General features: G+C 60.6%; 17 protein-coding genes and 3 pseudogenes. 19 read left to right on the top strand and 1 reads right to left on the bottom strand.

Annotated features, from left to right (window positions below; translation table 11 throughout):
• Positions 1-151: 151 nt before the first annotated feature.
• The 4 genes and pseudogenes from AC0V8S_RS19265 to AC0V8S_RS19250 all read left to right on the top strand — a co-directional run bounded on the left by AC0V8S_RS19265 (position 152) and on the right by AC0V8S_RS19250 (position 6,307).
• Positions 152-1,728 (top strand): annotated as a pseudogene (locus tag AC0V8S_RS19265) (trimethylamine methyltransferase family protein).
• A 162-nt stretch (positions 1,729-1,890) separates the two neighbouring features.
• The gene (locus AC0V8S_RS19260; protein WP_475432824.1) at positions 1,891-2,376 is read left to right on the top strand and encodes an endonuclease domain-containing protein; all 486 of its coding nucleotides are present in this window, start codon (positions 1,891-1,893) and stop codon (positions 2,374-2,376) included.
• Positions 2,373-4,942: pseudogene (locus AC0V8S_RS19255) on the top strand (GcvT family protein). Before AC0V8S_RS19260 ends, AC0V8S_RS19255 begins: the two are co-directional and overlap by 4 nt.
• Before the next feature lie 9 nt (positions 4,943-4,951).
• Complete coding sequence (locus AC0V8S_RS19250) at positions 4,952-6,307, top strand: M24 family metallopeptidase (RefSeq protein ID WP_475432823.1); 1,356 nt, start codon at positions 4,952-4,954, stop codon at positions 6,305-6,307.
• On the opposite strand, the pseudogene AC0V8S_RS19245 reads toward AC0V8S_RS19250, so the two are convergent.
• Positions 6,272-7,095: pseudogene (locus AC0V8S_RS19245) on the bottom strand (phosphate/phosphite/phosphonate ABC transporter substrate-binding protein). The gene AC0V8S_RS19250 and the pseudogene AC0V8S_RS19245 sit on opposite strands and share 36 nt — an antisense overlap.
• A 214-nt stretch (positions 7,096-7,309) precedes the next feature.
• On the opposite strand from AC0V8S_RS19245, the gene AC0V8S_RS19240 reads away from it, so the two are divergent.
• The 15 genes from AC0V8S_RS19240 to AC0V8S_RS19170 all read left to right on the top strand — a co-directional run bounded on the left by AC0V8S_RS19240 (position 7,310) and on the right by AC0V8S_RS19170 (position 19,322).
• Positions 7,310-8,296, top strand: a complete 987-nt coding sequence (locus AC0V8S_RS19240; RefSeq protein WP_475432822.1) for a site-specific integrase — start codon at positions 7,310-7,312, stop codon at positions 8,294-8,296.
• A gap of 183 nt (positions 8,297-8,479) precedes the next feature.
• Positions 8,480-8,629 (top strand): hypothetical protein, encoded by a 150-nt coding sequence (locus tag AC0V8S_RS19235; protein WP_475432821.1) that lies wholly within the window; start codon positions 8,480-8,482, stop codon positions 8,627-8,629.
• Between the two features lie 278 nt (positions 8,630-8,907).
• Entirely contained in the window at positions 8,908-10,590 is a 1,683-nt protein-coding gene (locus AC0V8S_RS19230; protein WP_475432819.1) for a DUF3987 domain-containing protein, read from the top strand.
• A gap of 161 nt (positions 10,591-10,751) precedes the next feature.
• Positions 10,752-10,958, top strand: a complete 207-nt coding sequence (locus AC0V8S_RS19225) for a hypothetical protein (protein ID WP_475432818.1) — start codon at positions 10,752-10,754, stop codon at positions 10,956-10,958.
• A gap of 832 nt (positions 10,959-11,790) precedes the next feature.
• Positions 11,791-12,102, top strand: coding sequence for a hypothetical protein (locus tag AC0V8S_RS19220; protein WP_475432817.1), 312 nt, complete (start codon positions 11,791-11,793; stop codon positions 12,100-12,102).
• A 230-nt stretch (positions 12,103-12,332) separates the two neighbouring features.
• On the top strand, positions 12,333-12,764 hold the full coding sequence (locus tag AC0V8S_RS19215; protein WP_475432816.1) for a hypothetical protein: 432 nt from the start codon (positions 12,333-12,335) through the stop codon (positions 12,762-12,764).
• A gap of 114 nt (positions 12,765-12,878) precedes the next feature.
• Positions 12,879-13,466: a hypothetical protein gene (locus AC0V8S_RS19210; protein ID WP_475432815.1), complete on the top strand. Its 588-nt coding sequence runs from the start codon at positions 12,879-12,881 to the stop codon at positions 13,464-13,466.
• Positions 13,467-13,471: 5 nt separating this feature from the next.
• Complete coding sequence (locus tag AC0V8S_RS19205) at positions 13,472-14,518, top strand: phage major capsid protein (protein WP_475438658.1); 1,047 nt, start codon at positions 13,472-13,474, stop codon at positions 14,516-14,518.
• 160 nt (positions 14,519-14,678) lie between these two features.
• The gene (locus AC0V8S_RS19200) at positions 14,679-15,155 is read left to right on the top strand and encodes an HK97 family phage prohead protease (RefSeq protein ID WP_475432814.1); all 477 of its coding nucleotides are present in this window, start codon (positions 14,679-14,681) and stop codon (positions 15,153-15,155) included.
• Between the two features lie 102 nt (positions 15,156-15,257).
• Entirely contained in the window at positions 15,258-15,482 is a 225-nt protein-coding gene (locus tag AC0V8S_RS19195; protein ID WP_475432813.1) for a cold-shock protein, read from the top strand.
• Positions 15,482-15,904 (top strand): hypothetical protein, encoded by a 423-nt coding sequence (locus tag AC0V8S_RS19190; protein ID WP_475432812.1) that lies wholly within the window; start codon positions 15,482-15,484, stop codon positions 15,902-15,904. The genes AC0V8S_RS19195 and AC0V8S_RS19190 overlap by 1 nt, the downstream gene beginning before the upstream one ends.
• A gap of 15 nt (positions 15,905-15,919) precedes the next feature.
• Positions 15,920-16,429, top strand: a complete 510-nt coding sequence (locus AC0V8S_RS19185; RefSeq protein ID WP_475432811.1) for a P27 family phage terminase small subunit — start codon at positions 15,920-15,922, stop codon at positions 16,427-16,429.
• A 4-nt stretch (positions 16,430-16,433) separates the two neighbouring features.
• Positions 16,434-16,691, top strand: coding sequence for a hypothetical protein (locus tag AC0V8S_RS19180; protein WP_475432810.1), 258 nt, complete (start codon positions 16,434-16,436; stop codon positions 16,689-16,691).
• A 47-nt stretch (positions 16,692-16,738) separates the two neighbouring features.
• Positions 16,739-17,152 carry a hypothetical protein gene (locus AC0V8S_RS19175; RefSeq protein ID WP_475432809.1) on the top strand — a complete coding sequence of 138 codons (414 nt, stop codon included), beginning with the start codon at positions 16,739-16,741 and terminating at the stop codon, positions 17,150-17,152.
• Positions 17,100-19,322: a hypothetical protein gene (locus AC0V8S_RS19170; protein WP_475432808.1), complete on the top strand. Its 2,223-nt coding sequence runs from the start codon at positions 17,100-17,102 to the stop codon at positions 19,320-19,322. The genes AC0V8S_RS19175 and AC0V8S_RS19170 overlap by 53 nt, the downstream gene beginning before the upstream one ends.
• The last annotated feature ends 11 nt before the right edge of the window (positions 19,323-19,333 follow it).

Below are 19,333 nucleotides of genomic sequence, written 5' to 3'. Positions count from 1 at the left end.
CCAACAGGGCGGTGATCGGGCGAATGTCGCGGCCACACGGCTGCCGTTCCGGCATGTCGCTTCCCTCGCCCTAGTGGTCGCCGCCTCCGCAATGGCCGGCGGGCCGGCGGTCCATTATGCCGCCCGCTGTTCGCATCTTACGAGGCCCATCATGACCGCCGCCCTACACCCCTTAGAACCGGCTTTGGCACCCGACCGTGCCCGCCGTGGCGGCCGCGCCGGAAAGCGCGCCGGAGGCTCGGCCGCGTTCGAGCAGCCGGCTTTCCGCCAGCTCAGAAACCCGCTCACGCCAACCAAGCTGGTCTCGGAGGACGAGCTGGAATCGATCCACCTCGCCTCCTTGCGCGTGCTCAGGGAAATCGGCGTCGACGTTCTGCACGACGAGGCCCGCCGCATCATGAAGGCGCATGGCGCCGATGTGCGCGAAGGCTCGGAGCGCGTGCGCTTCGACAGCGACATGATCCTCGATCTGATCTCGAACTGCCCGTCGGAATTCACAATCCATGCCCGCAACCCTGCGCATAATGTCCGCTTCGGCGGTAACAATGTGATCCTGTCGATGATGGCGTCGGCGCCGAATTGCTCCGACATCGATCGCGGCCGCCGACCCGGCAACCAGGCAGACTACCGCAACTTCCTGCGCCTGGCGCAGATGCACAACATCCTGAACTGCACCGGTGGCTATCCGGTCGAGCCGACCGACATCCATCCGTCGGTCCGCCACCTCGAATGCATCCGCGACCTCGCCACGCTGACCGACAAGGTGTTCCACATCTATTCGCTCGGCAAGGAGCGCAATGTCGACGGCATCGAGATCACCCGGATCGCGCGCGGCATCAGCCACGAGCAACTGCTCGAGGAGCCGTCCGTCTTCACCATCATCAACACCAACTCGCCGCTCAAGCTCGACGTGCCCATGATGGAAGGCATCATCCAGATGTCGAGCAAGGGCCAGGTCGTTGTCGTCACGCCCTTTACCCTGTCGGGTGCGATGGCGCCGGTCACCATCGCCGGCGCGCTGGTGCAGCAGAACGCGGAGGCACTGTCCGGCATCGCCTTTGCCCAGATGGTGCGCAAGGGCGCGCCTGTCGGCTATGGCGGCTTCACCTCCAATGTCGACATGAAGTCCGGCTCCCCGGCCTTCGGCACGCCCGAATATATGAAGGCGCAACTCGTCGGCGGCCAGCTTGCCCGCCGCTACAACATCCCTACCGCACCTCCAACACCTGCGCCGCCAACACGGTCGACGCGCAGGCCGCCTATGAGAGCGTGTTCTCGCTGTGGGGCGCCATCCAGGGCGGCGGCAATCTGATGATGCACGGCGCCGGCTGGCTCGAAGGTGGCCTGCGCTGCTCCTACGAAAAGACCATTCTGGACATCGATCTGTTGCAGATGGTGGCCGAATTCCTGACCCCGCTCGACCTGTCCGAGGAGGCGCTCGGCTTCGACGCCATCCAGTCGGTCGGCCCCGGCGGCCATTTCTTCGGCACCCAGCACACGCAGGACCGCTACAAGACCGCCTTCTACTCGCCGATCCTTTCCGACTGGCGCAATTTCGAGACCTGGGCGGAAGCCGGCTCGCCGACGGCGCTGGAAAAGGCCAACAAGGTCTGGAAGGAGCGGCTGGCGTCCTACGAGGAACCCTATATGGACCCGGCGATCCGCGAGGAGCTTAACGCCTTCGTCGAAAAGCGCACGGCCGAAGGCGGCGCGCCGACCGATTTCTGATCGTGCCGAGTTGATGAACTGATCATTCGTATGGATCTGATGAACGGTCGACCCCCACTCCGTCGAGCTGCGCTCGACACCTCTCCCCCGATCGACGGGGGAGAGGAAAGGCGCGAGCGTGCAACGGCTGGCTCCCTTCCTCTCCCTCCGGAGGGGGGAGAGGTGGCGCCGCGAAGCGGCGACGGAGTGGGGGAAGCCGCTGATCAAACCCGCAGTCGCCGCAAAACGGGCACCACCCAGCGAGCAAGAAAACTCAGGCAAGGTGACAACCAGGCCGAAGCACTGCTTTGGCTTGAGTTGAAAGCCCGCAAACTTGGCGGCTATCGCTTCACACGTCAGTTCTCCATCGGACCTTTCTTCGCAGACTTCGCCTGCCGCGAAAAATGGCTCGTCGTCGAAATCGACGGCCATCAACACGCTGACAGTTCCTACGACCGCCGCCGGGACGACTTCATGCGCGCCCAAGGCTATTCGATCCTGCGCGTCTGGAACCATGACGTCCTGAAACATCGTACTTCCGTCTGTGAAACCATCCTTGCCGCGCTTGACGGCAGGCTGGCCGAAGATACGGTCGCCTCCGACCTCCGCTTTGTCTTCACGCCACGCTCATCCGATTCAATTTCTCTAAAAACGGACCTATCTTCATGAAATCCCATGTAAAAGCGGTTGTCATCGGCGGTGGTGTCGTCGGCTGCTCGGTGCTCTATCATCTGGCCAAGGCCGGCTGGACCGACATCATGCTGATCGAGCGCTCGGAGCTGACCTCCGGCTCGTCCTGGCACGCGGCGGGCGGCTTCCACACGCTGAACGGCGACCCCAACGTCGCCAAGCTGCAGGCCTACACGGTGCAGCTTTACAAGGAGATCGAGGAAATCTCCGGCCAGTCCTGCTCGCTGCACCTGACCGGCGGCGTGATGATGGCCGATACGCCGGAACGGATGGACTTCCTGCGCCTTGCCCACGCCAAGGGCCGCTATCTCGGCATGGACACCGAGCTGATCACGCCGTCCGAAGCCAAGGCGATGTTCCCGCTGATGGATGAGAAGAACTTCGTCGGCGCCATGTGGGATCCGGTCGAGGGCCATCTCGACCCGTCCGGCACCACCATCGCCTACTCCAAGGCTGCCAAGAAACTCGGCGCCGAAATCGTGCTGCGCAACCGCGTCGTTGATCTCACGCAGCAGCCGGACGGCACCTGGAACGTCGTCACCGAGCAGGGCACGGTCCACGCCGAGCATGTCGTCAATTGCGGCGGCCTGTGGGCACGCGAGATCGGCCGCATGGTCGGCGTCGAACTGCCGGTGCTGGCCATGGAGCACATGTACCTGCTCACCGAGCCGATGCCGGAGGTCGAGGAATTCAACAAGTCGACCGGTCGCGAAATGATCGGCGTGCTCGACTTCAAGGGCGAGATCTACACCCGCCAGGAGCGCAACGGCATCCTGCTCGGCACTTATGAAAAGGCCTGCAAGCCGTGGTCGCCGGTCAACACGCCATGGGATTTCGGCCACGAACTGCTGCCGCCGGATCTCGACCGCATCGCGCCGTCTTTGGAAATCGGCTTCAAGCATTTCCCCGGCATCGAGAAGGCCGGCATCAAGCAGATCATCAACGGCCCCTTCACCTTCGCGCTCGACGGCAACCCGCTGGTCGGACCGGTGCAGGGCCTGACCAATTTCTGGTGCGCCTGCGCCGTCATGGCCGGCTTCAGCCAGGGCGGCGGCGTCGGCCTCGCTCTGTCCAACTGGATGGTGCATGGCGATCCCGGCTTCGACGTCTGGGGCATGGACGTCGCCCGCTTCGGCGAATGGGCCGGCCTGCGCTACACCAACGCCAAGGTGCGCGAAAACTATTCGCGCCGCTTCTCGATCCGCTTCCCCAATGAGGAGCTGCCGGCGGCACGTCCGGCGCAGACGACGCCGCTCTACGACACCATGCTCGCCAACAACGCCGTCATGGGCGATAGCTGGGGTCTCGAAACCCCGCTGTGGTTCGCGCCGAAAGGCAAGGAACCGAAAGACATCGTGTCCTTCCATCGCTCCAACGATTTCGGCCCGATCGGCGAGGAAGTGCGCGCCACGCGCGAGCGCGTCGGCGTCACCGAGATCGCCAACTTCGCCAAATACGAAGTATCGGGACCGGGTGCGGAAGAATTCCTCAACCGGCTGATGACCAACCGCATGCCGAAGACCGGCCGCATTGTGCTGACGCCGATGATCAACGAATTCGGCAAGCTGATCGGCGACTTCACCATCGCCAAGGCCGGTGAAGACCGCTTCATGATCTGGGGTTCGTCGGCCGCGCAAAAATATCATATGCGCTGGTTCGAGAAGCACCTGCCGAAGGATGGCTCGGTGCGCATTCACCGCTTCGACCAGACGCTGGTCGGCCTGTCGATCGCCGGACCGAAGTCGCGAGACCTCTTGCAGAAGCTGGTCGATGTCGACATCTCGACCAAGGCTTTCCGCTTCATGGATTTCCGCGAGATGGCGGTCGGCGGCGCGCCCTGCATGGTCAACCGCATCACCTACACCGGCGATCTCGGCTACGAGATCTGGATGGCGCCGGCCTATCAGCGCCTGGTCTATGAGGCGATCAAGGACGCCGGCGAGGAATTCGGCCTTGTCGATTTCGGCATGCGCGCTTTGCTGTCGATGCGCCTGGAAAAGAACTTCCCGACCTGGTTCCGCGAACTGCGGCCGATCTACGGGCCGTTCGAAGGCTCAATGGACCGCTTCATCAAGCTCGAGAAGAACGATTTCATCGGCCGCGAGGCTGCCGCCAAGGAACAGGCGGAGGGGCCAAAACTGCGCCGTGTCTCCTTCATCGTCGACGCTGCCGATGCCGACGTCATGGGCGACGAGCCGATCTGGGCCAAGGTCAGCAAGGATTTTGGCACGGTGGAAAAGCCGCATGGCTACGGTGCGCCGCGCTTCGACACATCAGGCAAGGAAGTGCGTGGCTCTAAGGCTGCCGAAGGCGCTTCCGCCGTGCGCGGCATCGTCGATGGCGACTGGCGCGTGGTCGGCTGGGTCACGTCGGGCGGTTATGCCCACTATGTCCAGAAGTCGATGGCGCAAGGCTATGTGCCGGCAGCCCTTGCCGAGGACGAAAGCGCCGGCCTGTTCGAGATCGAGATCTTGGCCACCGTCGCCCGGCGCGCATCAACGTCGAGGCGCCTTTCGACCCGAGCGGCGAGAAGATGCGGACCTGAGGTTCGACCATGGACAGCGCTGGGCCAAAGGGCAGCTTTGGCCGCCACCGCAAGATCATGCCGTTCGAGCCCGGCTCGATCGAGGCCCTGCGCGACGCCTCCCGCCAGAAGGCGGCTTCGCTCAATCAGCATGTGCTGGGCTATGGCGCGCAGGCTGAAGCGGAGTGGGCGGCGGCAGGCATTGCCGCCCCCGATCTTCCCGCGATGCGAAAATACCGGCTGGAGCGCATCCGCGCCGAGCTGAAACGGCGCGGCTATGCCGGGGCCCTGCTCTACGACCCCGTCAACATCCGCTATGCGACCGACTCGACCAACATGCAGCTGTGGGTGGCGCACAACCCGACACGGCATTGTTTCGTCGCCACCGAAGGACCGGTGGTTCTGTTCGACTATTTCTCCTGCGAGCATCTGTCCGACCATTCCGGCGTCGTCGATGAGGTCCGCCCGGCTGTCTCCTGGATGTATCTCTATGGCGGCGAACTCACCGAGCAAAAGGTCCGCCGCTGGGCCGCGGGCATTGCCGATCTGGTCAGGGAACATGGCGGCGGCAACAGCCGCATTGCCATCGACCACCTCAATCCGGAAGGCGTCGAGGAACTGGCGCGGCTTGGCGTCTCCATCGGCAATGGCGAAGCGGTGATGGAGAATGCGCGGCTGATCAAATCGCCTGACGAAATCCTCGCCATGCGCCGCGCCATCGTCGCCTGCGAGGCGGCGATGGGCGAGATGGAACAGGCGTTGAAGCCCGGCATTTCCGAGAACGAATTGTGGGCGGAGCTTCATCGCGGCAACATTGCGCGCGGTGGCGAGTGGATCGAAACGCGGCTGCTGTCGTCGGGCCCGCGCACCAATCCCTGGTTCCAGGAATGCTCGTCGCGCGTGATCGAAGCGGGCGACCTCGTTGCCTTCGACACCGACCTGATCGGCCCCTACGGCTTCTGCGCGGACCTGTCGCGCACCTGGCTTTGCGGCGACGCCAAGCCGACCAATGAGCAGCGTGATCTGTTTCGCATCGCCGCCGACCAGATCGAGCACAACACGCAGTTGATGCAGCCGGGCACTTCGTTCCGTGACCTTGTCGAACGCTCGGCCGTGCCGCCAGGAGACTGCTTCCCGACCCGCTACGGCGTGCTCTATCACGGTGTCGGCCTGGCCGACGAATACCCGACGCTGCCGCATGCGAGCGACTGGACACCGGACACGCCCGACGGTGTGCTCGAACCCGGCATGGTGTTGTGCGTGGAAAGCTATATCGGCAGGCTTGGCGGGCGCGAAGGCGTCAAGATCGAGGAGCAGATCCTGATCACCGAGACCGGTAACGAGCAGCTATCAACCTACCCGTTGGATGCGAGGCTGCTCGGCTAACCCGGCAAGCGCTTCGCGCATTGCCTGGACTGTCTTTTCCGGCGTCGTCCTGGCGGTGATGAAGGGCAGGCCCTTGCGGCGCGCCGTCCAACCGACGATCGCGACCTTGTGAGCCGCCGGTTCGAAACGCTGCGCCAGCGCCCAACTCTCGCAGTCGATCGCGGCTATGTCAGCCCTGCCCTCGGCGACAGTGACGATCGAGGCGCGATGACCGCCGCTTGCGCTGCGCGAGGAAAGATATCGAGACTTTCGCCGGCCGCCTGCAGATCGCGCGTCAGCCCGACAATGCCGGACATCGAATCCAGGCTATTGAAGGTGAAGCGCTTGCCACGGATCAGCTCGAGCGGCAGCAAGGCCTTTCCGTCCGCGGGCGATCGCGCCTCCGGCTCCTCGCCTGTCCGCATCACCAACGCGCTCGAATAAAGCTCGCCCTGCCCGCCCTCATAGGCGTCATAGCTTGGCTGGCCGACCACTTGCACATGGCTGGACAGGCCGAGTTCCATCGGCCCCCAGCAGGTCTGCGCGAACAGCAGCGCCGGGTGCAGCCAGAGCTGGTGGTAATCGAGTTCGTCGGGCGACAGTGTCGCCGGATCCGGCGCGATCAAGGCTCCCTCGGCGTCGCGGATGCCGCCCGGCACAGGGGGCAAATCGCCATTGCGGCGCACGATGGTTTGCGGCGCATCGATGCCCTTTTGCCGGAAGGCGTCGCGCAACCGCGCCCATTGCGCGTCAACCTCGCCGCGCACCTCAGGCCAGTCATACATCGGCAGAGCCGCAATCGGATTCATTAAGTTTTCTTTCTAAATCAAGTCGTTAGCGTGTCAGTCGGTGTCAGCGAAATTCCCGCTATTGCACGGTTTTTCATATATAGTACAACATGTCGTACCGAACCGGAGGCATGTTGTACGGGTATGGCCAGCATCATAGAGCGGAAACGAAAAGACGGTTCGCCGTCGTTTATGGCCCAAATAGTTATCAAGCGCGACGGCAAGACGGTCCACCGTGAGAACAAGACGTTCCCAAAACGGCGAGAGGCAGCGGCGTGGGGGAGCTTTCCGTGAGGGCGAGCTATCGAAGCCTGGCGTCGTTGAGGAAATCAAGAAAGAAGACCCAACCCTTGGCGAGGCCATAGGACGATACGAGCGGGAAGCCAAGCGGCTTGGTCGCACCAAGGCTGCGGTCTTAAAGAGCCTCAAAGAATTCGACATCGCTTCCAAACGGTGCTCCGAGATACGCTCTGATCATATCGTTGCACTGGCGCGTGAACTTGCGGAAACTCGACGCCCTTCGACGGTTGCGGGGTATCTCACGTTTCTTTCTGGCGTCTTCAAGATTGCGCGTCCAGCTTGGGGTTATCCGCTAGACGAAAAAGCGATGACAGACGCGACCACCGTGGCGTCTAAACTTGAGATGACTGGCCGCTCCAATCAGCGCGATCGGCGCCCGACCGTGGGCGAGATGAATCGCATTATGGATTTCTTTGCTGCCCGCACGGCACGCAGCCTCCCGATGGAGCGGATAGCAGCATTCGCGTTGTACAGTGCGCGCCGCGAGGGCGAGATAGTCCGCATCCGGTGGGATGACTTAGACGAGGCGCACTCCCGTATTTTGGTTCGTGACGCCAAGGATCCGCGCGGCTCTACCGGCAATAACATATGGACGGAGCTTACCTCGGAGGCGCTGGCTATCATCAAGGCAGCGCCGAAGTCGGGCGAACTAATCTTCCCCTACAAAGGCGACACCATCAACTTCGCATGGCGCAACGCGTGCAACATGCTTGGCATTGCAGACCTGAAGTTTCACGACTTGCGGCACGAGGGGGTGTCACGGCTGTTCGAACTTGGCCGAACAATTCCGCAGGTCGCGTCAGTCTCAGGCCATCGCTCTTGGCAAAACCTGCAGCGCTACACGCATATTCGCGAAACGGGCGACAAGTGGGCGGGATGGAAGTGGCTGGACATCGTCGCGCCGTCGGCGGAAACCGCCTGACAGGGATTGACAAAAAATGTGAAAACGCCTAGTTTGCGAATCCGCTTCAGCACTCTATACGCCAAATATAGCAGGAGCGTCAACATCCTAGCAGTGCGGGGATAAATGTCAACTGGGAAAATGAGCACGGCCCAAGCGGCTGCCTACATTCGAAAATCGGCGTCATGGCTGAACAAGTCGCGAATGTCTGGAACTGGCCCGGTCTACTACAAGGCTGGCGCGGGTGTCAGCTATGACGTTGCTGATCTCGATGCCTGGCTCGCCGGGTGCCGCCGAACTGCGATTTACGACCACGCGAACGACAATGCTCGCGCTGCGGCGAAGGCCGCCTAACCGCCCTGCCCTACAAAAACCACCGCCGAACCAACGGCGGCCACTTCCAAATGGGAAATCATTTTTGAAAATCTTATCGCTTCGACCGGAACCACCGGGCGGCGGAGCCGTGCGTGCACGCTTCGACGTTGAGATGGATGACGGTATCCGCCTGTACGATTTGAAGCTCGTCCAGGCGCGTACTGGCTGGCGCGTCTACGGCCCGCAACACCACGGCGGCGCTGCTGTCACCTTCCCAATCGCTATTGCAGACCAAATCGCAGCGGAGGCAGTCGCCCTTGTCCAGCACCAATCCTAAGGGCGCAACGCAGCCTGAAACCTGTCCCTATAATGTTGGCGATCGCGTCGAGCACCCCAAGTTAGGCCATGGAACAGTCGTCAAGGTCGTGTCGCCTGGTGGTCAAGTAAAATTCGACGGATGCGGCACGGTTAGTTTCGCATTCATGGACTACCTGTCACCATCGGACGTTCCTGAACCGCCGCCAAGGAAGCCGAAGGCTGACAACGACAACCAGCCCGTTGACCTTTGGGCGCGCTACACGCACCCCCCGTTGCCGACCGGGTTGCTTCCTCCTGTCATCGAGGAATACGCTCGCGTCCAGGCCGAGATGATGGGCGTCGATGCTGGTGGGCTTGCTGCGGCGGCTTTGGCCGTCTGTGCGGCGGCAATTCCCGACAGCATCCAGTTGAAGGTGAAGCGCCATGACGACTGGATGGAATCGCCGAGAATTTGGGTCGCGTTAGTTGGCAGCCCGAGCACTAAGAAAAGCCCCATAATCGCGAACGCCACGGCTCCGCTGAAAAAAATCGATCGTGAACTCTACCGCGCTTACGTCGAGGCCAAGGCCGAATACGATGCGCTCGAAAAAGAACCAAAGAAGACCGCGGCGGCACCGAAGCACGTTCGACTCCGGCTCGAGGACACCACCATTGAGGCGGCGCAAGAGGTTTTGAAAGACAGCCCGAACGGCGTTCTCTGCCTTCAGGATGAGCTTTCTGGCTGGTTCGGTTCCATGGACAAATACTCCGGGAACCGCGGTGCCGCGAAAGACCGCGCTTTCTGGCTCCAGTCCTTCAACGGCGGGAACTATACTGTCAACCGGATAGGCCGGGGCGATGTCTGGATTGACAATCTTTCCGTCTCAATGCTTGGCGGGATCCAGCCGGAACCGATGCGGAAAGTGGCAGGCGATGCCGTTGATGACGGGTTGCTTCAGCGGCTGTTTCCTATCGTGCTGGGCAATGCGTCCATCGGGAAGGACGAGCCCACACCGCCAGTCGTTGCCATGTACGCGGCTCTTGTCGATAGGCTCCACGGTCTCAGCAAACCCCTTGTCGGCAGCCTGGTGGAAGTGCCGCTGCGGTTTGACAAGGGAGCGCAAGCTATCCGCAATGAACTGGAGGAAAAACACCACGCGATGGCGGCGGGCTGGGAGGCGGTAAACAAGAAACTTGCCGCCCACATTGGAAAGTACGACGGATTGTTCGCTCGGCTATGTGCCATCTGGCATTGCGTCGAATCTACGGGGAACCGTCCAGCATCCGAGGTGAAGGAGGATACTGCGCGCCGTGTTGCAGCGTTCCTGCACGACTTCCTATTCCCGCACGCCATTGCCTTCTACGCGGACGTGCTAGGCCTTTCCGAGCGCCACGATGCGTTGCTGGCGACAGCGGGCTGGATTCTTGCGCACCAGCCCCCAAGCGTCACCGTTCGGAGCGTCCGCCGCGGCGATAGTGTCATGCGTGCGATGGATAACTACGAGGCGCAAGCCGTGCTGGAACGGCTTGACGCCTTCGGGTGGCTAGAGCCCGTCCCAAGCGCAAGGCGGGACAGCATGCAATGGACCGTACGGCCCGCTGTGCATACGCTGTTCGCCTACCGCGCAAAAGAAGAAGCGGAGCGCAGGCGGAAGGTTCGCGAGATAATTGCGGACGCCGGGGGCCTGAAACAATCAGCTTAGGCAAGTGTCACCGAGTGTCCCTTGTGCGCGTGAGACAGAAACCATCTTCGTTCGCTTTTTAATACATTCGGACGTTGATTTTTCAATCGCCTCACGCACGCAAGGGACGGTTGGTGACGTTCAAAAAGAAACCAGAGGAGAACACATGATGAAAGCACAGCATGAGCAATGTAATTGCAATCGAACCGTTCGACGCTGCCTATCCAGTCCGGCAGGTGGGCGGCAAAACCAATTGGTATCCTTGCCGCGTCTTCGGCTTACTGCATGAGGGCGCCCTCGAAGAAGGCAGGTTTATCGTGGTGACCGAAACCGAAGATGGCGATTTATACACCACCTCGCTGCCGTCCGTGCGGCGGGTTGACGAATAATTGGAGGGCGCCAGTGGCTGCAGCAAGAACCGTCGAGACCAATGGCGAAACCGTTCAAGTTCGCCGCATTTCCTGGCAGTCGCTATGGAAGCTTAGACCCGACTTAAAACCTGCAAACGACAATGAGCCGGGCGTTGACATAAGTCGCCAGCCTCCCGCAAAAGCGCACAACATCTAGGGCCTAGACTGTCTTTTTTATCGTCTGAAGCCTACATCTAGCATATTACGGCCGTGGCAGGCCGCTCTCAATCTGGGGAACTTTCCAACCATGACTATCGCAAACGGCGCACGCCGCGCGGACGCATACCCTATTGCCGCGAATGACAACGTTCCATGGATCCGCGACCATGATGTGCCTATCTTCGACCGCGGCAAGGTTCTGGTGTCACTATTCGCCAAGGGCGAATGGTCGCCGCCGAAACAACCACGTAAGCGCGGCCAGCCTATCCGCCTAGAAGGTGACGGGCCGACGCTCTCACGCCGGATCAATACCGGCATCGCGTGGTACTCGTCTTCGAAATGGCGGAACCGGCCGTCGGGCGATAATCAGAACTGGCCATTGGGCGGACTGCTAAAGACGGTAGCGAAACGACGGATATCTGGCGCTAGCCAATCGATATCGGGCTTTAGTCGACATCTGCCAGGTCGAGCTTCGCGGAACCGACGTCGACAACATCTATGTGCTCGATCAGAAATCGACGCTCGATGACAGCACCGGCAAGATATTATACAAGGGCGCCAAGACGCTAACCGGCAAGCGTGCGAAGCCAGAAGCTCTGGCAACCCGAGCCGATATCGCTGACCCGGACATCACCAAGAAAAAGGCAAGCCCATGCCTAGAAAATGGCAGGGCGACTGGCCGCTTCTGCACAAGATGGATTCCGAGCCGGTTCTATCTCACCTTCGCAAAAGCCTTGGGCCGATACGGGATGCGTTCGAGGCCGCCGTCGTCAGCGGCGACAAGCTTGAGACTATCGGGCGCGATCACTGGGTTGGCAATCTAACTGGCGCAAAGGGCGCAGGCAGAGCGTTAGTGTTTCTCGGCTTCCAAGTAGTGGAACGCGCATGGCGCGAATACAAGATCGGCGCTGCGCGCAAGGCTAGCCGTTGCAAGCGTCTCGCCGAGGAAGCAGGACTCGCATAGTGGGCATACCCATTGTGGCGTCCCAAGAGTTATAGTGAGAGATACAGGCCGCTTCCTTGTGAGGCGGCCTTTTTAGTTCCGGGTTAGCCCGGCGCTGGGCGCCATCCAAGGACGGTACTCAGCGACAAATAGCACGGTGCCTCCCCAGGTCGCCATGCTTCGCCGCCACCCCGCCACAGGTGGCGGCAACCCCCTTTTTGCCTTCCCAAAAAACTTACAGAGGAAAACCAATGAACGCATGGCTCCACCGCGCCTACACGCGCGATGAAGCGGCGACCCTGTGCGGGATGCCGCGCGGCACGTTGGATGTGCTTACGCATCGCGCCCGTGGGGTGTCGGCGCTCTTCACCGAACGGCGTGGCAGCAAGCGCTGGTTTTCCGTAAAAGACGTTTGCGTCCTGCGCATCGCTCACGAACTCGAGCGCGCCGGTCGTTCTTGGTTGATGGCGATCGGCACGGCGTTCGACAATCTCGAAAGACCGCCAGATCCGGACTCGCTGCTGATCGCACCAGCCGTCATCAGGCGTGGATGTGGCTTGCCGCGGCTTATCCCCGACCGAGATGTGCCGCGGCTCAATTTTGAGCGCTCAGAGATCGTCATTCCCATCGGCCGCATCGTCGCCGAAATCACAAAAGAGGCAGCCAAAGTGTGGTCGCCTTAATCACCCGATTTAGCAATCCGACTGCCAATGGCGGCGGTCGTCGATCGACTGCCAGCCTTCAAACCCGACGGTTAAAGGCTGGCAGTACCGTTTTCCCCAATGAGAGGACCATGAATGGCCACCCCGAAACCACCAGAACCAACCCCCGCGCAAGAGATCGAGGCGATTCAGCAAAAGGCTGCAGCCCTTAAAGAGCGCGGTAAGAAATTGCTCGCCGCGCGGATCGAGTTCGAACAAGCCGGAATTAAGCCTGAGCTACCAGTCTCGGGGCACAGCGTCCGCGATCTAGCGGCCTCGATGCTAGATGGTTCTGCGCTGCCAGCCGTTCGCCCACCGACACCGGGGATGCAGCTTCACCAGGCCATTATTGAACAGCAGGCGGTTGCATTCGCGTTAGACGATCTGGCCGAGCAGGCGAACCAAGCACGCAGGCTCGCGGTTGCGGAAGCGCTTCGGGAGACGGCCGACGAATGGCGGGCAATCGTTCGGCGCAGGGCTGAGGCAGTTCTCGAGTTGCGCAAAGCGAACGAGGAAGCGGCCAGCTTCAGGGATCGCCTACGACGCCTCGGAAAATCCACACCCAGTTTGGTTTGCGATGTCGTCACGGGTCCGGTCTTCGGCCCGAAGGTCGTCGGCGATCCGATTTACCAGTTTTTGGAGGCGGCTATCGCTGCCGGGATACTCAACAGGAAAGAAATTTGAACATCATGAAGCACGAATTCTTTAACGGCGCACGTGTTCGCGCCTTCGACAATCCAGCAGTAGCCGAACGTGTCGGCATGCAAATCCGGGCCGCTCTCGGGGACGAAGCGTCCCTGAAGTGGTGTCAGGTGCGCGGGATCGAGCTGAAGGCCTCATCCGAAAATACAGGTCCGGCGGGCGCCTATCTAATGCCATCTGAGCTGGGCGAAGTGTTGCCTCCGCTGCTGGAGCAGTACGGCCTGTTCCGCCGCTTTGCGATGCCGTCGCAGATGAAAAGCGGGAGCAAAGACCATCCGCACAGGACCGGTGGGGCGACAGTTTACAGCCCGACCCAGGGAGGCCTCATTACCGAGTCGAGCCTCGCTTGGGGAAATGTCCACCTCAGTGCCACCAAGCTGGCGACATTGTTCAAGGTCAGCAGCGAATCGCTTGAAGATGCTCCTGACCTGGCCAACGAAGTGGCAGATGAAAGCGCCCGCGCGTTCGCACAGTCGGAAGACACCCTCGGCTTTTCGGGCGATGGTACTGCCGCTTCGTTCGGCAAGATGGGAATCGCGAAGATCCTGGCAGATGGCAGCCATGCGGGTGGCGTCGTAGCGCCGACCAGCGGTCATGACACTTTTGCAGAGATCGACATCACCGATCTTGCCACACTGCTCGCCCGGCTCCCGGTGCGCGCTATGGGCGGCGCAGCCTGGTACTGCAGCCAGCCTGGCTACGCCCTCGTGTTTGCCCGGCTGGCCGCTGGCGCAGGCGGCATTACCGTTTTGAATAACGAGCCCCATTTCTGGAATTTCCCAATCCGGACCACTCCGGCGCTGCCGACAGACACAGGCGATATCAGTGGCCAATCGATGCTGTTGCTCGGCGATCTCCGCCTTGCGGCGGTCATGGGTGATCGCCGGCAGATGACGATCGCGCAATCCAAACTCGGCAGCACGTTTGAAAATGACGCGACAATGATCCGGGTCACTGAACGCGTTGACATCGTTGCCAACGATCTCGGCGATGCAACAACGGCTGGCGCCATGGTTGCGCTGATCGGTAATTAGCGCCAATGACGATGTTCGTTCCATCAGCCAAATTTGCAGAGCTGGCTACGGCCGGCTCGACGGCAGACAAGGCGTGCGGGCAACCGCACGCGCCATGCCAGAGGCATCTGCAGGAAACCGCAAGGTTCGCTACGTCCTGTCCGACGGGAGCGTCGACCGAATGTCGGACACGATCAATCCCAATGGTTGGCAGCTTGATGAGATCAAGCGCAACCCGGTCGTGCTGTTCGGGCATAAAAGCGATGAGCCACCCATCGGCAAACTATCTGGCTTGCAGGTGGTGGGCGGGAGGCTGATCGGCGACGTCGAGTTCGCCGATGCGGAGACCTACGCGTTCGCCGACACGATCTTTCGTCTAGTAAAGGGCGGCTACCTCCGCGCCGGATCTGTGGGCTTCGTCCCGCTCGAGTGGAAGTTCTCGACCGACCAGAGTCGAAAGGGTGGTGTCGATTTCCTGAAGCAGCAGCTTCTCGAATTCTCTGTGACTCCAGTGCCGGCGAATCCAAACGCACTATCCGATGCGCGCTCGAAAGGCCTGATCCCCACATCTCACATGCGCGCCCTAGAGATAGGCACGGCGACGCCCCGCTTGGACGCAGCCAAGCGCCGCTTTCTGGCGCTGACCGGCCGGTCATAATCATAAGTTTGGGAAGCCACGAGACGGGCAAACCCAAGGCCGGCGGCAGGGTTCATGATGGGCTCAACCGCCGGCCTTTCTCTTCGCAACAAGGATACAACTATGCATAACCAAGACCGACAGCACGGCACCGTCGTCACGTGGATCCCCGGCTCGGCATATGGCTTCATCGCGCCCCATGATGGTGGCGCCGATCTGTTCGCGCATGTGACGGCACTCAACGACGGCATGGACGGCCTGCGCGTTGGCCAGCGCGTTTCATACGTCGCCCAACTAGACCAGCGCACTGGCAAGCAGCGCGCGGTGAACGTCGAGGTCATGGACTGATGAGCGGCAAGGTCCATAAGACAGGCGGCGATGATCGCATGGTTGTTGAATCAGGCGGCGTTCTTACGGTCGAAGCCGGCGGACGCTTATTGGCTGAAGCTGGCGCGCTCGTAGAGGTCATGCCCACTTGGAAGACGTTCCCGCTAACCGCGCATGCCATCTCGCCGCTCGAAGCGGGAGTGCTAGTCAAGACCACGAACAGCAGCCCAGTGTCCATTACGGTGCCACTTGGCATTGCGCTTGCGGCACCGGTCACGGTGCATCAGTTTGGCGCTGGTCAGGTGACGTTCGTTGAAGGGTCTGGCGTCCATATCCGATCCCCTGAGACGCTGAAGATGGCAAAGCAAGGTTCGGCCGCCATCCTCTCCCCCACCGACATCGCGGATGAGTACGTGCTCGCCGGCTATCTCGAGCCAGCCTGATGGTGCAGTGCACCCATGGGGGTCTTCGCATTTGCGAAGGACGGGGACTTAGACCGCTTCGGGGCTTACCTTTGGGTTTCGTATCCCCGGTTCAACACACGCGCGCGAAGAGGCCTGAAAATGGGTTCTAGAGGACCAAAATCCGCCGCAGAACTTGCTGTTGTTCCCATCGCTTCGACGCCTGCAAAGGCCGCGCGCAAGGGTCCTTCGGCTCCGAGGCACTTGACCACGGCGACGCGCCGCTGGTGGAACGAGGTGGTCGCCGACTTCCAGTTGGAATCGCACCACCTACGGCTCCTTCAGGGAGCATGCGAGGCTTGGGATCGTGGCCAGCAAGCGCGCACGGCTCTCGCCGATCATGGGCTGACGTATGCGGACACCAAGGGCGATCCGAAAACTCGCCCCGAGGTCGCGGTCGAGCGTGACAGCATGATCCGTTTTGCAAGGCTTGTGCGAGAGCTTGATCTGGACGGCGAAGGACCGGGCGAAAGCTCCCGGCCACCGGCAATCCGAAGCAATAGGTAGGACGATGCCCGTCAAAAGACGAAACCGGAAACAGCGCATCACGCGTATCACTGCGGAGTTGCTGCCCATCGTCGAGCGCCTGGTTTTGTTGCAGGGCCAACATCTGGCCGCAATTCGGGGTGGCGACCAGACTTTCTATTCAGACGGCCGGCACGATGAACTGATCGCGCACACCGTCGAAGTATATGCGGCGCTGAGCATTAAGCCCTGGCAGGACGCATCAGACATCATCGACGAGGCGCTCGCCGCAGTGGCGGGGTGATCCCCCACTAACTAGCCGCAATAGCCACCAAATCACAGGATAATTCCATGAAAACCGCACGCGAAATGCTCGCCACGGCACACAAATCTATGAAGAAGGCCGCTATTGCCGAGCACGCACTCGACATGGCTGACGAACTCGAGCGTATGCACTACGCCTTCGGCAATGCGCTCGAAGGGATGAACGCCGCTGCCGCCGCGGTCGGTTCATTTGAAGAACTGGTCCGCATCCTCAAGTCCGATATTCGAACCGCCAGCAATCTTTTCCAGAGTGGCAGGAAGCGCGCAGCGCGCGAACTGCTGGCGCGGATGGCCGCAGTCCCTGACTTGGACCGATCACCTTGCCGACGTATCAGGTGGAATGGTCTGCCGCGATGTTCGGCCCTGCAGATGCGCAGGCTCACTGACCATGGCCGACGAAGTCATAGTTACAGAATTAACCATCGATTCGCGCGGAGCTGAGGCCGGTTCAGCCGCTTACGTCAAAGCGATGAAGTCCGCGCAGGCCGCTTACGACAAGGCGATGGATAGCGCCAACGCTGCGACTGAGGCGGTTGCAAAACAGACCACGGTCATGACTGGCGCCGCGGGCTCGATCTCATCCACTGCCAAGGCTTGGGACCGCTTCAAGGCCAGCGTCGATCCGGTCTTTGCAGCCACCCAGCGCATGGAACGCGCTCTGATCACGGCCGATGCTGCGGCCAAAAAGCTCGGCGTTGACCAGAACGAAATCAACCGCGTCATGGATCTTGCCAAGACCAAACACCTTGGCGTCGCCGTAGCAGTCGAGGAAGGTGCTCACGCGTCAGCCCTCGGCGCCACTCAATGGGCATCGCTAGGCCACGCTGCACGCTCTGCTGCTGAAAGCATCGCCATGGGTCAATCGCCGATGATGGTGATGACCCAGCAGGCCAATCACTTGTCCTACGCCATGAGTGGACCGCAGGGCATCATTGCGGCCAGCGCAGGCGTGAGGGCGGCATTCGGAACTTGGCTAACGACGCTTCCCGGCATGCTTTCCACCGCGGGTGTTGCAGCAGTTGGCGCGGTCGCACTCTACATGGCCGCGACGCGTGAAGACATCGAGTCAGTCGATGAGATTCTTGAAGGGCACAAGAAGTTGCTCGACGAGGTGGCTAACACATACCCGCATTTGACCGAAGCCTTGAAGAAGTATGCCGATGAGGCCGCCAAGCTTCCCGGCTCCGTTATCGCTGCCGATGCAAAAACACGGATAGAGAACGATCAAAGGTCGTTGGCTGCCTCGCTCGACCACCTTAAGGTCGACCTGAGAGACCTTCAGCGTGCGTCTGACGTGGTCGGCTCGGCTGGCTCTGAAGCATTCGGCAAACTTGCGGACACCATCGACGCAGGCAATGTCAATGTTGATGCCCTCGTGGCGTCGATCGGCGACCTCCGGCTTGATCCGTCGCTCACACCAGACGCTAAGCATTTTGCCGAAGGTATCCAGGCTGCGGCTCTTGAAGCGAAGAAACTCGCCGACACACTGAGCAAGGATCAGGGAATAAAGGGCCTTGTTGTCGACAAGGTGCGCGATCTCCCGTCACTATTTGATGCCGCAGGCAAGGAGGTCGAAAACTTTGCGGCACATGCTCGCGACGCTGACGGCGCAATAGCGAAAATCTTTGGCGGATTTAATGTATCCACCCAAGTTGGATCTTTGCGCAGCTTGTCAGGCGCCATGAGCGATGTAGCAGGGCGATTTGAAGATATAAAACAGGCAACCCAAGACGCCCGACAGGCTCAGCTAAAATCATACACCGACCTGCAAGTGCAATTGCAGGCCACTACCTCGCAAGTCCGCTACTGGCAAGATGCTATCGCCAACTCGAGCGACAAGCGAAATATCCAGCAGTTTTTTGGTGAGACATCGAACATCAAGGGTGCTGGCTCGGCGATAGACGACGCTACCAAATCAGTAATGAGGCTTTTTGATCAGCTCGATAATGGTACTCAGAGCGCTAAGGATGTTTTTGCCGGAATTGAGCAGATAAAACAGGCGCTTGTTAATGACGGGTTTAATGTTGGTCCAGTCCGTAAGTTTATAGAAAGCCTTATTTACGCCAGGACAGAAAGCGACCGCCTGACGGGCGATGTGGATAAATTGGGAAGGGCCATCAAGTCGCTTCCCGACAAGACAGTCACCATCACTGTTGTCACCAAGAAAGTAGGTTCAGGCACTCAGTCGATATACGATGTGCCTGGCGGCCCTGTTGGCGTCACCCGCTATGGCGGTGATCCCGCGCAGCAATCCGGCCCGTCGATGACTTCCTATTCCGTGCCGACCTACGATTCCGGTCAAGGCGGCATGGTCAATACCGGTTCGGGTTCAGGTGGCGGTAGTGGAGTCAACGTCACTCGCTTCGCTACAGGCGGCATTATCCACCCCGGCGACAATCAGCGTGTGTCATTCTTTAAGAACACTGCGGAAACAGTCGGCATCTTCACGCCCGGGCAAATGTCCGCTCTTGCCAACCCGCAATCAGGCTTCACTGGCCGCGATCCGACCACAGAGAACACTCGCTACTATACCGTCTTCATGAACATCGAGGCGAACACGCGCAAGACGTTCAACGCGCTCGATGACATGAAGACTAGCCGGCGCATTTAGCAGCGGCAGCG

The organism is Mesorhizobium oxytropidicola, from assembly GCF_056174625.1.
Note: the sequence above shows the minus strand (reverse complement) of the source record. Positions and strands in the feature narration are given on the sequence as shown.